Source organism: Coprococcus sp. AF16-5 (assembly GCF_003479365.1).
Classification (GTDB): Bacteria; Bacillota; Clostridia; order Lachnospirales; family Lachnospiraceae; genus Coprococcus; species Coprococcus aceti.
In genome coordinates this window covers 281,785-296,352 of the sequence record NZ_QUGZ01000002.1, presented here as the reverse complement: position 1 = coordinate 296,352, position 14,568 = coordinate 281,785, and the positions used below count along the sequence as shown (strand labels likewise).

At 46.1% G+C, this 14,568-nt stretch carries 9 protein-coding genes; 8 read left to right on the top strand and 1 reads right to left on the bottom strand.

Translation table 11 applies throughout. The features are described from left to right. Window positions 1-8: 8 nt before the first annotated feature. The 7 genes from DWW70_RS06280 to DWW70_RS06250 all read left to right on the top strand — a co-directional run bounded on the left by DWW70_RS06280 (window position 9) and on the right by DWW70_RS06250 (window position 11,035). Window positions 9-5,189 (top strand): Ig-like domain-containing protein, encoded by a 5,181-nt coding sequence (locus DWW70_RS06280; RefSeq protein WP_118649471.1) that lies wholly within the window; start codon window positions 9-11, stop codon window positions 5,187-5,189. A 16-nt stretch (window positions 5,190-5,205) separates the two neighbouring features. Beyond that, window positions 5,206-5,856, top strand: a complete 651-nt coding sequence (locus tag DWW70_RS06275; protein WP_055146139.1) for an HAD family hydrolase — start codon at window positions 5,206-5,208, stop codon at window positions 5,854-5,856. A gap of 74 nt (window positions 5,857-5,930) precedes the next feature. After that, the gene (locus DWW70_RS06270; protein WP_015534335.1) at window positions 5,931-6,293 is read left to right on the top strand and encodes a TIGR04086 family membrane protein; all 363 of its coding nucleotides are present in this window, start codon (window positions 5,931-5,933) and stop codon (window positions 6,291-6,293) included. Between the two features lie 72 nt (window positions 6,294-6,365). Further along, complete coding sequence (gene scfA, locus DWW70_RS06265; RefSeq protein ID WP_015534334.1) at window positions 6,366-6,515, top strand: six-cysteine ranthipeptide SCIFF; 150 nt, start codon at window positions 6,366-6,368, stop codon at window positions 6,513-6,515. A 146-nt stretch (window positions 6,516-6,661) separates the two neighbouring features. Continuing rightward, window positions 6,662-8,026 carry a thioether cross-link-forming SCIFF peptide maturase gene (gene scfB / locus DWW70_RS06260; protein WP_055146142.1) on the top strand — a complete coding sequence of 455 codons (1,365 nt, stop codon included), beginning with the start codon at window positions 6,662-6,664 and terminating at the stop codon, window positions 8,024-8,026. 21 nt (window positions 8,027-8,047) lie between these two features. Then, window positions 8,048-10,240 carry a protein translocase subunit SecDF gene (locus DWW70_RS06255; protein WP_015534332.1) on the top strand — a complete coding sequence of 731 codons (2,193 nt, stop codon included), beginning with the start codon at window positions 8,048-8,050 and terminating at the stop codon, window positions 10,238-10,240. Window positions 10,241-10,342: 102 nt separating this feature from the next. Continuing rightward, window positions 10,343-11,035, top strand: coding sequence for an HAD family hydrolase (locus tag DWW70_RS06250; protein ID WP_071849498.1), 693 nt, complete (start codon window positions 10,343-10,345; stop codon window positions 11,033-11,035). Between the two features lie 168 nt (window positions 11,036-11,203). Here the strand turns inward: DWW70_RS06250 and fucO are convergent, their stop codons facing one another. Next, the gene (gene fucO, locus DWW70_RS06245) at window positions 11,204-12,352 is read right to left on the bottom strand and encodes a lactaldehyde reductase (protein WP_015534330.1); all 1,149 of its coding nucleotides are present in this window, start codon (window positions 12,350-12,352) and stop codon (window positions 11,204-11,206) included. Window positions 12,353-12,621: 269 nt separating this feature from the next. On the opposite strand from fucO, the gene recJ reads away from it, so the two are divergent. Next, on the top strand, window positions 12,622-14,505 hold the full coding sequence (gene recJ / locus DWW70_RS06240; RefSeq protein WP_118649470.1) for a single-stranded-DNA-specific exonuclease RecJ: 1,884 nt from the start codon (window positions 12,622-12,624) through the stop codon (window positions 14,503-14,505). Window positions 14,506-14,568 lie beyond the last annotated feature (63 nt).

Below are 14,568 nucleotides of genomic sequence, written 5' to 3'. Positions count from 1 at the left end.
AGAGGGACATGAAAAAGGTTATGCAGAATAAATCACTTTTGCATCGACTGATCGCGCTTACGATGGCGGTAGTTATGACACTCACTCTTGTGGCGATTGATTCACATTTTCATTTGTTTGCGGAGGAGGAAGATATACAGACCATAGATGTAACTGCCATTGTAAAGGGCGATAAGGCGGATATGGTGTATGGCTTCAAGGATTTTGACAAGGCAATAAAGTTCAAGATCAAGTCCGACAAAGTTGACGGAATCGACAGCAGCAAGTTGGGAGTGGCTGTTTACAAAGGAGCTACAGCGGACGATAAGATCGCTACAGCCACAGATGCAGCAGGAAAGCTTGTCACATTTGATAATGTGTATGAGCTGAAGAATGACACAGCAGTACAGAAGATAGCTATTTACTATTATACAGGTACTGATGAGAGCGGTGATTTCGAGCTGCTTGGAACCATAAAGGTTGCCGTGGATAAGCAGGCACCTACAATATCGGTTGAGGCTGATGATAACTACAACCTTCACAACAAGGTGAGCGATGGCTATTATCTCCTGAACCTCACAAGCAGTGATGCCGACAGAACATTTGTGATAGACGCCAAGGATACCACAGATGCAGCAGAGGAAAATGCCACAGGAATAGACTATGTGGAGTATTCATCAGACAATGGAAAGACCTGGAGCAAGACTGAGAGCACATCCCAGTTTGTTGCACCTGATAAGAGTGGAACATACAAGTTCAGAGCGGTCGATGTTGCAGGAAACAAGTCAGAGGAGACCAGTGTTATCGTCAAGAAGCTCAACGGAGCTCCTGTCATAACAAGTGTTACCCCTGAGGTCATACAGAAGAACGGAGTGGATTACAGATTCCCTCAGCTCAAGGTAGATGACGTTTATAAGTTCACTGTACAGGTGAAGAAGGTTACAGTCGGCAGTGATAACACTGAGATAGATGACGTGAGCCTGTACTACGAGCTTACGGGTGCAGCTTCAGCAGTGGAGTGCACAGGCAAAAAGGCTGTGTCCGGCGGATATGAATATGAATTCGAGATAAGTGCACAGTGGTTCAAGAAGGACAATGCAGACAATGCAAAGAAGCTTGTCATTTACGCCAAGGAGAACGAGTTTGGCAATAACTCAGTCGGCGCAGATGAGGATGGCGACATTGTATTTGTAAAGGAAGGAAAGCCTGAACTCACAGTTACAGGCGGTTCCACAAGCTATGTGAAATCCACAAAGCTGACAGTGAAGGCAACTGGAGAGTATTCTTACATAGACACCGTGTCATACAGCGTGGATGGCAAGAAGGAAACGATCCTTGAAAAAGGAAACAAGTTCACATACAGCAGCGATGTCCGTGTGAGCGGTGGAGATGTACAGGATTCAACAAAGTCAGACATATATCTGGCTGATGGAGAGCACACCATCACATTTGCGGCAAAGGACTTCGCCGGAATAGATGGCAGGATAGAGACTGTAGTCAAGGTGGATAATACAGCACCTGTTGTAAAGGTTACGGACAACGCCGGAACAGACAGGACAAACAATGATCAGCAGTACACAGTCACAGACGCAAAGGAAGCTGTTCTTAATATAAAGTACAGCGATGCCACATCAGGTGTTGCATCGGCGGTCGCTTCACTCAAGAGGGCAGATGCAAATGGATCATATACATCGGTCAAGAACTGGTATTCAACATCTACAGGTGACAATGGCCTGCAGAGCGGAAAAGAGATAAGCATAGATGGTTCAGGAAGTTATGTCCTGACAGTTGTGGTAACTGACGAGGCTGGAAATAAGACAGAGACGAACACATATGTGTATGTCAATGTGGATGGCCTTTCAGGAGAGAAGTTATCTGTGAACGGTACAGATGCTGACAACGGCGCTATATTCTGGAGAAATGATGATACTCTGACTGTAGAGGGTGCAGTATCAGGCTTCCAGCTTGCAGCAGATGACGCAAAGCTGGTGATCACCAGAACATCATTTGCAGGAAAGAAGGATAAGGCAGTTGAGGTAAAGGGTACAGTTGCCGCTGCATATGACAAGAATACGGTCAACATATCCTACGAGCTTCCAGATGAGGGTGTGTACGAGATCTCACTCATGGCGAGAATACACGATCCGAACAATGCTGACACGAAGTTCAAAGAAGTACAGAGCATAAAGGTTTACTATGATAAGACTGCACCGGCAAATGTGAAGCTGGAGTGTGCAAACCAGAAATACAAATCAGGATCGACATTCTATTACAGATCAAAGAGTGACGTGAAGATCAAGGTCTCTGGTTCCGATAACAATGACAGCAATGGCAAAGTTACATATACAGTAGGCAGAAGCAGCGCAGCCGGATCACAGGACATTACAGGAAGCATTAATGTATCAGGAAATGATATAGAAAAGACACTGGATGCAAAGGCCCTTGGCATAACAGATGAAAATACAGAGTACACGATGACTGTTAAGCTGAAGGACAGAGCAGGAAACGAGAGCAAGGCCAGTCAGGAGATACACCTGATAGTTGATACCGTCAAGCCATCAGTGTCAATAGATGGAACTGCCGGCGGAAAGCTGATAAATTACTGGAATAACAGCAATGTGACCATAACAGCAAGGGGAACTGACAATTACTTCGTGGAGAAGTTCGTTGTGACAGGAACACGCGATGGCAAGAGCATAAGCAAGTATGAGCTGGATGCGGATTACACTGCAAATGCAGCAAAGTCCACAACATTCAGAGAGCCTGGACTTTATAATATCACGATCGTTGCTGTCGATGAGGTTGGCAATGAGTCGGGTAAGGCAACAACTTCATTTGTAATAGATAAGAAGAGCCCTGAGATATCAGTTGTGTCCGGTGGAAGCAGCAGATTCCTTAACAGGAGCAGAACTATTACATTTGGCATAGAAGACGATTATGGAATGGATGCACAGAATGCAACGCTTAAGGTACACTACAAGACCTACAGTGATTCGAACGGGTCAGAGACAACGGTTCCGTTCCAGACAGCAGATGGCAAGACCACTGCAGCATATAAGATGACAGCTAAGGGCGGCAAGGCAACTGTATATTATTTCACAGTTGAGGGAGCCGATAATTCCGGCAATGCACTGAAGCCGGCAGCAGACGAGGCGTTCAGTGTTCAGGAGGGCACAAGTGCTCTCAATACAAAGAATTATTACGTCGACACCACAGAGCCACTTGTGTATGTGGACGATGATCCTGAGTACAGACTGGATAATAACAATTACTTCAAGACTTCAATATCATTCAGAGTTGGTGTGGAGGAACAGTTCAAGTCGCTTCAGAACACTATTATCACAGAGAATGATGGAAAAGTAGCAGTGGATGAGAATCCGCAATACTTCTATATAAAGAGTAACGGCGGAACATGGGGCAAGAAGTACACATATGATAAGGAAGGTGAGTATGATCTCACCATGACCGTTACCGACAAGTGTGGAAATGAAGGAACAACAGGAACCCATTTCTACATAGACAAGCACAAGCCTGAGATACAGCTTGGAAATGTCAACACTATAAACAACAGCGATGTGACAGTCCCTGTAACACTTACAGATAACATGAGAGGTGGAAAGTACACCATTCATGTAGTCAGAACAAATGAGGGTGGATCTGTTGTAGAGAACAGAGATATCAGAAAGAATGTTACCTGGGGAACAAAGGGCGATGGAGTCAGCACAGTCAGAGAGGTACTCAGCGGTGTGACATTTGACGCCCAGGGCGATTACACAGTCACCGTGTCCGCAGAGGATAAGGCGGGCAACAAGGCTGTGACCAGAACAGTGAAGTTCAGAATCGATAAGACTGCACCGGTTATATCGATTTCAGGAATGAACGACAGACAGACAACGGCGGTAAATGCAACCATCAGCATAGATGAGGCATTCTCATTTGCATATGAGAACAACAATCTTGCCGCAGATGCATTTAACGTGACAATAACCAGAAAGACGGACGGAACAGCGGCATCGAATATCGCTACGCTGGGAACAAGCAGCTTCTCAGGAAGCAATCCACATACCGCAACTTACAACTTTACAGAGGATGGCGAGTACACGATCACAGCAAATGCAAGAGATCTTGCAGGAAATGTGGCAGCCAGCCAGACCAAGACCTTCAAGGTTGACTCAAAGGCACCTGTTGTAAAGGTGAGCGCAGTGGATAAGGACAACAAGGAAGTAAAGAATTACGACCCAATAGGAAGTATGGATTCTTCCGCACCGAACTATGTTGATATGTCACTGAGCGTTCAGGAGTCATTCTTCTCGACAGATGATGTGAAGATAACCGTGAAGAAGGACAGCAAGGATGTGTCATCATCATACTTTACAAATTACAGCAATTCTTCAGAACTCAGCACAGGAAGCCAGAGATTCTCTGAGGATGGTGTATACGAGGTGTCAATAACAGCGCAGGATGAACTGGGAAATAAGGCTGATGATTACAGCCTGGTATTCACAGTCGATAACACACCACCTGAGCTCAAGGCTACATCGACACTTGCCGGATTCATGAGCAAGAGCATTGCAAGCGATGACGGAACACTGCTTCTCAATGCATCAGATTTTGCTGATATACGAGACAAGGGCTACGAAGCACTGTGGGATGTAAGTGATACTTCAGACTTCTCGGTTGACGCCAAGATAGACGGAGTAAATCTTATCGATTTCTCAGATATGACAGACGGATATCACAAGATAACACTTACAGTAACTGACAAGGTTGGACACACGGCAACACAGGAATTTGATTATACGTATGATGGTACTGCACCACGAATCATCATAACGGGTGTTGAGGATGGAGAGACTCTCAGAGAGCCATTCAACATGACGATAGGTCTTGAGAATGAGGAAGACGAGATCACATCCATCGTTATAAATGGCAATACCATAGATCCTGCAAGCTATCAGGCAGATAACAAGTATGAGATGCAGGTAGACCAGTATGATACATACACGGTTGAGGTAACAGCCCAGGATAAGGCCGGTAATATAGCGACAACATATGACAGAGAGACCGGAGAGGTATTCACCTTCAAGCTCAGCGAAAAGATGTCACCGGTTGTGCTGATCATAATAATAATCGCAGCGATCCTGCTTCTTGCATTGCTTGCATTCATCATCATAGCTGGCAGAAGAAGAAAGAAAAACGCCGCTGCTTAATGTAGGAGAAAGTGCTATGTACAGGGCAGTTGTATTTGATATGGACGGCGTGTTGGTAGACACGGAGAAGATATACAGGAAGTGCTGGAAGGAAAACGGCATGAGCATAGGGATTCCTGAGGCACAGATGGAAAATGTATGTGACCGGGTGGCTGGAGGCAACAAGACCTCCAACGCCCGGGTGTTTAAGGAAATAATGGGCGAAGATTTTGATTATCTTGCGTTCAGACAGAGAACAATGGATCTGTTCGATGAACATGTGGAAAAGTATGGAATAGACATAAAGCCACATGTCGAGGACACGCTGAGATTCTTAAAAGAACACGGCGTGAAGATGGCACTTGCAACCTCCACTGCGAGGACGAGGGCGCAGCAGAGACTTGATAGCGTTGGAATAGCCGGATACTTCGATGAAAAGGTATGCGGAGACGAGATCACCCACGGAAAGCCGGAGCCTGATATATATCTGAAGGCCTGCGGGAAGCTGGGCGTAAACCCGGACGAAGCGGTGGCCGTTGAGGACTCTGTGAATGGTATCATATCTGCCAGCCGGGCAGGGCTATGTACGGTCATGGTGGTGGATCTGATAAAACCAAATGGTATCACGCGCGAGCGTGCATACAAAACCTTTTATGATATAGAAGATATATGCAGCCTGTTTGAGTAAACAGGCTGTATTTTTATTAATAAAATGAGGAGGAACATCATAATAATGTAAAGAGTAAAGAATATGGTGGTAGTATGTCTGCAAGTCAGAAATTTATGGGAGTTGTAAAGGGATTGATCCTGTCCTATCTGCTCACGATAATCATGCTGTTTATAACGGCGGTGGTCGTATACAAAGTGGGGATAAGCGATAAGGTGCTCGGTATACTGGTTGTTGTGATATACATAGTGGCCACATTTGCCGGGGGCTTTGTTACGGGCAGAAAAGTCAGGGAGAAGCGTTTCCTGTGGGGGATGGTGTATGGCCTGACTTACATATCGGTCGCATTGACCGTGTCGGTGCTGTTTACAGGTTCAGGCGACAGAGAGGGAATAGCAGTTATAACCAAGTGTATTATGTGCGTTGCAGGCGGGATGCTGGGGGCTATGCTCAGTTAAAAAAAACTTTTACTTTATATATCTTTGTGTTATAATCCCGATATATGACATAAAAAGAGAGGTGTATCCAGAATGAAGAGAATTAAAACACTCACAAACAGGACTATGAAGAATACAATGGTCAAGGGTGGATGTGGCGAGTGCCAGACATCATGCCAGTCAGCTTGTAAGACATCATGCACAGTTGGTAATCAGAGCTGTGAGAATGTTAACAACAAGTAATTTGTAACAGGTTTGTATTTGATCAGCTAAAGGGGACCGTCGTTTATGATGACAGTCCTCTTTAGTGCGTGTATAAGGGTGCCGTGTGTGGCGCCTTGAATTAGAATTTCACGGATAGATCCGATGAAATATATTGAAGGAGAATTATGGTTCATCAGTACAAGAACAATGGTTATAATATAGTGCTTGATGTCTGTAGTGGTTCTGTACATGTCGTAGACGATCTTGTCTATGATATTATTTCTTTATATGAGGAGAATGATAAAGAGCAGATTATAAAGGCACTGTCACAGTATGACAGCGCAGATGTTTCCGAGGCTTATGACGAGGTAGCCCAACTGGTAGAGGACGGAACATTATTTACAGATGACGTATACAAAGATTATATTATAGATTTCAAGAAGAGAAAGACAGTTGTCAAGGCGTTGTGTCTGCATATCGCCCATGACTGTAACCTTGCCTGCAGATACTGCTTTGCCGGTGAGGGAGAATATAAGGGAGACAGGGCGCTTATGTCACTTGAGGTGGCAAAGAAATCCCTGGATTTTCTGGTTGCGAATTCCGGTTTAAGAAGAAATCTCGAGGTGGATTTCTTCGGCGGTGAGCCGCTTATGAACTGGGATGTAGTCAGGAAGACCGTGGAATACGGAAGAAGCCTTGAGGAGAAGTATGACAAGAAGTTCAGATTCACACTTACTACCAACGGAGTGCTTCTGAATGACGAGATCATGGAATTTGCCAACAGAGAGATGGCGAACGTGGTGCTCAGCATAGATGGAAGGAAGGAAGTCCACGACTACATGAGACCTACTAGGAATGGCAAGGGAAGTTATGATGTCATACTATCCAAGTTCCAGGAATTTGCCAAGAAGAGAGCAGGCAAGAGCTACTACGTAAGAGGTACTTACACTCATAACAATCTTGATTTCTCACAGGACGTGCTTCATATGGCGGATCTGGGATTTGACCAGATATCCGTTGAGCCTGTTGTATCACTTCCGGACGAGCCATATGCTATAAAGGAAGAGGATATACCGGTACTGCTTGAGCAGTACGATATCCTGGCTAAGGAGATGATCAAGAGACATAAGGAGGGAAGAGGCTTCAATTTCTTCCACTTCATGATAGATCTTGAGGGTGGACCTTGCGTAGCCAAGAGACTTTCCGGTTGTGGTTCAGGTACAGAGTACATGGCGGTCACTCCTTGGGGAGACCTTTATCCTTGCCATCAGTTTGTTGGTGAGGACGATTTCTGTATAGGAAATGTATTCGATGGAATCAAGAATCAGGATATAGTCAATGAATTCAAGCTGTGCAATGTATATGCCAAGGATAAGTGTAAGGACTGCTTTGCAAGATTCTATTGCAGCGGTGGCTGTGCGGCCAACTCATACAAGTTCCACGGCAATATACTTGATGCATATGACATAGGTTGTGAGCTTCAGAAGAAGCGTATAGAATGTGCAATCATGCTGAAGGCGGCTATGGCCGATGAGGCAGAAGAGGAATAAAAAGGGTAAAAGGAGAAGACGATGAAGAAGACAAAGAGAAACGCTGTGCTCGTCATCATTGCCTTTCTGCTTATACTGGGTGTTGCTATATATACAGCGATATTCGGTGTTGCAGACAGAGGTAAAGTCGAGTACATCAAGCTTGGACTTGACCTTAAGGGTGGTCTGAGTGTAACTTACGAGATTCAGGAGGATGATTACAGCGACAAGGATCTCGAGGATACCAAGTATAAGATTGAGCAGCGTGTAGAGGCCTACACCAATGAGTACTCAGTCTATGAAGATGGAGACAAGAAGATCACAGCAGAGATCCCGGGTGTAACAAATGCAGATGAGATACTTAATGCTCTGAATATAGAGGGAAAGCTTGAGTTTCTTGATCCGGACAATTATACAAAGTGGTCACAGGGACAGGAGTATGAGGCTGCTCTTACAGGAGATGACATCAAGAATGCCACAGCCGGAATTGACTCAGATAACGGCAATGACAATGTGGTACAGCTTGCATTCACCGATGAGGGAGCTCAGAAGTTCGCTGATGTTACCGCGGCAAATGTTGGGAATATAGTATACATTATATATGACAACAAGGTCGTAAGTGCACCAACAGTACAGTCAGCCATAACAGGCGGAAGCGCAGAAATCAACAAGATCGGAAGCTACGAGGAGGCCGAGCAGCTTGCTACTACTATCCGTATCGGTGCACTTCCTCTTACACTTAAGCAGGTTCGTTCCAATATAGTAGGTGCTACACTTGGATCAGATGCCATCAGCACAAGCCTTAAGGCAGGTGCGATCGGTATTGCACTTGTATTTCTTATCATGATCATAGTATTCAGGATCCCAGGTCTTGTGGCATCATTTGCTCTGGCATTCTACACAATACTTGATCTGCTGGTACTCAATCTGTTCAACGTAACACTGACACTTCCTGGTATAGCTGGTGTTATCCTGTCAGTAGGTATGGCGGTCGATGCCAACGTAATCATATTCACGCGTATCAAAGAGGAGCTGGCGGATGGCAAGTCCGTAAAGCAGGCTGTAAAGGGTGGTTTCCACAATGCCCTGTCAGCCATCATAGATGGTAACGTTACAACACTTATAGCAGCTCTTGTACTTGGAATATTCGGAACAGGTACTATCAAGGGATTTGCGATCACACTGGCTATCGGTGTTGTTCTTTCAGTATTCACAGCTCTGGCAGTCAGCCAGTCACTGCTCACAGCGCTTGTAAATCTCGGCGTTACAGATGCCAAGTATTTCGGCGTTGCAAGAGAGCCAAAGAAGACAAACTTCGTGAAGGCAGGTAAGTTCTGTATGCTCGGATCACTCATTGTGATCATCGCATGCTTCTGTATGATGCCTGTTAATAATAAGTCAAAGGGTTCACCACTTAACTTCAGTGTTGAGTTTGCAGGCGGTACAAGCCTTACAGTAGGTTTTGACAAAGAGTACTCACTTAGCGAGGCTGAGAAAGATATAGTTCCTGTCATTGCAGAGGCTGCCGGTATCGGTGAGGCAGGAATATCAGTTCAGACAGTATCCGGAACAAATGAGATCGTGTTCAAGATGCCTGAACTTTCAGATGACGGAACAGATGACTCACAGATGTCCAAGGTGCGCAGCGCACTCACAGACAAGCTTGGCGCAGATGTCAAGGAGGCAAACGTAATAAGTGGATCGGTCAGCAGCGAGATGTCTAAGAACGCTATATTCTCAGTCATCCTTGCAGCTATCCTGATGCTTATATACATTGCTATCAGATTCCACGATGTGAAGTTCGGTGCAAGTGCAGTTATCGCACTTCTCCACGATGTAGCCATGGTATTCTGTCTGTACATTATACTGAGACTTACAGTTGGTAACACATGTATCGCATGTCTGCTTACCATAGTGGGTTACTCGATCAATGCGACGATCATCATATTCGACCGTGTAAGAGAGAATATAGGTGTTATGAAGCCTAAGAAGGCCACATACAAGGATATAGTCAACCTGAGTATCAATCAGACCTTCAGCAGAACAATATATACATCACTCACAACATTTGTGACAATATTCGTTCTGTATATCATGGGTGTAGCTTCTATCAAGGAGTTCGCTCTCACACTTATGGCTGGTGTAGTTATCGGTGCTTACTCTTCAGTATGTATCACAGGACCACTCTGGTACTACATGAAGACAAAGCTTGGTAAGACAGAAAAAGATGCTTAATAGAATAAAGTTATCGGACGGATGTCAGATGACAGATGATAACAGGCTTCCATGGCAGAGATGCTGTGGAAGCCTGTTGTATTATTGGGAGATGGAAGAGATATGAATTGTAAAGCAGTGGTGTTTGATATGGATGGAGTCATCCTCGATTCAGAACAATTGGTTGTCAAGAGCTGGCAGAAGACAGCGGACAAATATGGCATAGAGGACATAGAGAGCTTCTGTATGGCTGCCCTTGGACTCAACCGTGAGGCGGCGAAGAAGCTGTTCGTGCAGATGTACAAAGGAAGATGTGGTGAAGGACAGGATACATTGGATGAGGAGAGATATGAGAGCCTCAAGGTTGAGATGGCGGCGGAATTCCACCGTGCAGCGGCAGAGGGAGAGCTTGTGCTGAAGCCGGGAGTTACGGACATGCTGAAGATGCTCAGGGATAATTGCATACCATGTGCCCTTGCCACATCCACCAGAAAAGAGGTAGTCACCATGGAGCTCATCAACCTCGGGGTGATAGATTACTTCGACAAGCTTGTATGTGGAGACATGGTAGATCGGAGCAAACCCGCACCGGATATATTCCTGAAGGCCTGTGAAGAGCTTGGAGTTGAGTCGGAGAGTGCATGGGCGGTGGAGGACTCATACAACGGAGTCAGAGCAGCATATGCGGCAGGGATGAAGATTGCCATGATCCCGGACCTCGTGCAGCCGGATGATGAGATGAGGGATAAGGCAGATTTTATATTTAAGAATATGAATGAGTTTCAAGAGTATATTCTTGAGTCCATCAGAGCATGACAGATGGATCCGACGAATAAAAAAAGAACTCCTGATGCAGAGAGAGCAAAATCTCTGTAACAGGAGTTCTTTTAGTTAGTTTTTAGGGGGTTAAGGGGACTGGTGAGGTCCCATATATAATATGTAAGTCCCGGCAAAGGACTGACATATTTTGATCTAATGGGTCAGTTAGATCAATGACTCGTAGAGCTTGGTGATATCCTCCACGCTAGTCTCCTTTGGATTGCCCGGACGACATGCGTCATCGTAGGCTGACTGTGCCAGGAATGGAATATCCTCTGGCTTTACAATGTCTTTAAGGTCTGTAGGAATGCCTACATCGATGGACAACTGGCGTACTGCGTCAACTGCAGCTTTTCTGTACTCTTCCTGGGTCATGTCGTCTACGCCCTTGACGCCCATGGCTCTTGCTATCTCACGATACTTTTCTCCTGTTGCTTCTGCATTGTATTCCATTACAGTAGGCAGGATAATCGCGTTGGCAACACCGTGAGGTGTGTCATACAGAGCTCCCAGTGGATGAGCCATGGAATGAACGATTCCAAGACCTACATTTGAGAAGCCCATGCCTGCAACATACTGGCCCAGCGCCATATCAGCACGGCCCTCAGGCGTATTGGCAACAGCCCCTCTGAGCGAACGGCTGATGATCTCGATTGCCTTGAGGTGGAACATGTCTGACAGCTCCCATGCGGCTGCGGTGATGTAACCCTCGATTGCGTGTGTCAGTGCATCCATACCTGTGGCTGCTGTGAGTCCCTTTGGCATGGAGCTCATCATCTCAGGATCGACAAATGCCACAACAGGAATGTCCTTAGGATCAACACATACCATCTTGCGGTTCTTCTCAACATCTGTGATGACGTAGTTGATAGTTACCTCTGCTGCGGTTCCGGCTGTAGTTGGAACTGCAAATATAGGAACTGATTTATTCTTTGTAGGTGCAACACCCTCCAGGCTTCTGATGTCTGCAAAATCAGGGTTGGCAATAACTATGCCGATACCCTTGGCAGTGTCCATGGATGATCCGCCGCCTATGGCGATGATGTAATCTGCCTCAGCAGCCTTAAATGCGGCCACACCCTGCTGCACGTTCTCTATAGTAGGGTTTGGCTTGATGTTGGAATAGATCTCGTATGCAAGTCCTGCACCGTCCAGAACATCGGTGACCTTCTTGGTCACACCGAACTTGATCAGATCAGGATCTGAGCACACAAGAGCCTTGGCGAAGCCTCTGCCGACTGCCTCTGTGGCGATCTCAGCGATGGCACCCGCTCCGTGGTAAGAGGTTTCATTGAGTACGAATCTGTTTGCCATAAAAATATCTCCTCCTTTGCACTGCGCATTTGTGATAGAACTTTCAGATACTGCCATCAAAATGCACAAAAGATATATTCAAAATGTATATTTATTATAACATTTATACAATAAAAAGCAAATAGACATAACAGGTGAAATGTCAACATTTACAGGCAAAATGGCGGCATTTACACTGGTAATACCATAATGCGTCTGCTAAAATATGTGGATGGATACAGCAGGGATGCGGATATGTTCCTGCGATAAAATAATACGGAGAACAGAAGATGACATTGACACCGGAGCAGAAGGATATAATAGATAAATATGTGAAGAAGCCAGAGTGGAGAGTGGCGGGCAAAAGAGCGGACTTTAATGCCATAGGCGAGAGGTTCGGTGTGAGTCCTGTTGTGGCGAGGGTTATCACGAACAGAGGAGTCACCGGGGAGAAAGCCATAGCTATGTACCTTGATGGCGGCTGGGATTCCATGCACGATCCGGCACTGATGAAGGATATGGTGGAAGCCGGTGAGATAATAAAGGAAAAGCTCAGCGATAACAGGAGAATAAGGATAATCTCGGACTACGACGTGGACGGGGTTACCTCCAATTATATATTGCTTCTCGGTCTTCGGAGAACATGGGCGGCGCTGCACGGAAGCTGCGCTGATGACTGCATCGTGGTGGATTACGACATTCCACATCGAGTGCATGATGGATACGGAATAAATAAAAGACTTTTAGATGCCGCCATATCGGATGGTGTTGATACTATCATAACCTGCGACAATGGAATAGCGGCGATAGAACAGGTGAGATATGCGAAGGAGCGCGGGCTTACGGTCATCGTCACGGATCACCATCAGATCCCATTTGAGGAGAGTGATGGCGGCGAGCGGGTATATATGCTGCCCCAGGCGGATGCGGTCATAGACAATCAGAGGCAGGACTGTGAATATCCATTCAAGGGGCTATGCGGGGCCGGCGTTGCGTTCAAGCTCATCCAGTACATGTACAGGATATGCGGGATAGCCGAGAGCGAGGTAAATGAATTCATGGAGATCCTGGGGCTGGCTACCAACTGTGACATGATGGATCTGGTGGATGAGAACAGACTCTATGTAAAATATGCCCTTGAAAGTCTGAAGGATAGCCGCAATCCGGGTCTGAATGCCCTCATGAGGCTCAGCGGCAGAAATGAGAAGAAGATATCAACGTATGATCTGGGATTTCTGATAGGGCCGTGCATCAATGCGGCGGGAAGACTGGGGGATGCGAAACAGAGCCTTGAGTTCTTGCTTGAGAGAGATCCAAATGTCGCCGAGGCAAGGGCTAGGGAACTGCTGGCTGTCAACAATGAGAGAAAGAGCATGACGGAGGCCGGAGCCCGGCATATCACAGATATGCTTGAGACAGCCACTGTGAACGGAGAGTTCGGACAGGCGGCTACCCTTGCGGACAAGGTACTTGTGGTGTATATACCGGCTGTACATGAGAGCGTTGTGGGAATAATCGCCAGCAGGCTCAAGGAGGCATACACAAGACCTGTGATGGTGTTCACGGACGCAGAGACGCCGGGGATACTGAAAGGATCGGGAAGATCCATAGACAGCTACAACATGTTCGAGGAGCTGAACCGGTTCCGGGAGATGTTCACTGCATTTGGCGGACATGCCATGGCGGCGGGCTTTTCCATAGAGAAGGAGAGGCTTGACGAGCTGAGGCGGAAGCTCAATGAAGCGGCGGTGCTGACGGATGAAGATATAACACCTAAGCTGATGATAGATGTGGCCATGCCGCTGGCGTACAACAGCATAGAGCTGACGGAACAGATCGAGAGGCTTGAACCATACGGAAAGGGTAACAGGAAACCGCTGTTTGCACAGGCGGCAGTACCGGTGCGAAGGGCGCAGATACTTGGAAGAAACAAAAATCTTCTGAAGCTCCAGCTTGATACCGGGTACGGAAGGTGCGTGGATGCCATAGATTTTGATCCGGATACATTTGTGAATAACATAAAACAGTGGTTTGGAGAGGATGAATGTGTTAAAATGTTAAATGGTCAGCCGAACGCCGTAGTGATAGATGTCGCATACTATCCGACCATCAATGAATATATGGGAAGACGTTCACTCCAGATGAAGATGGAGGCCTATAACAAGGGAATATAAGCTGACTTTGATGAGAATACTATTAAGTACATTTGTAATATATATCATACAGGAGGACGTAAG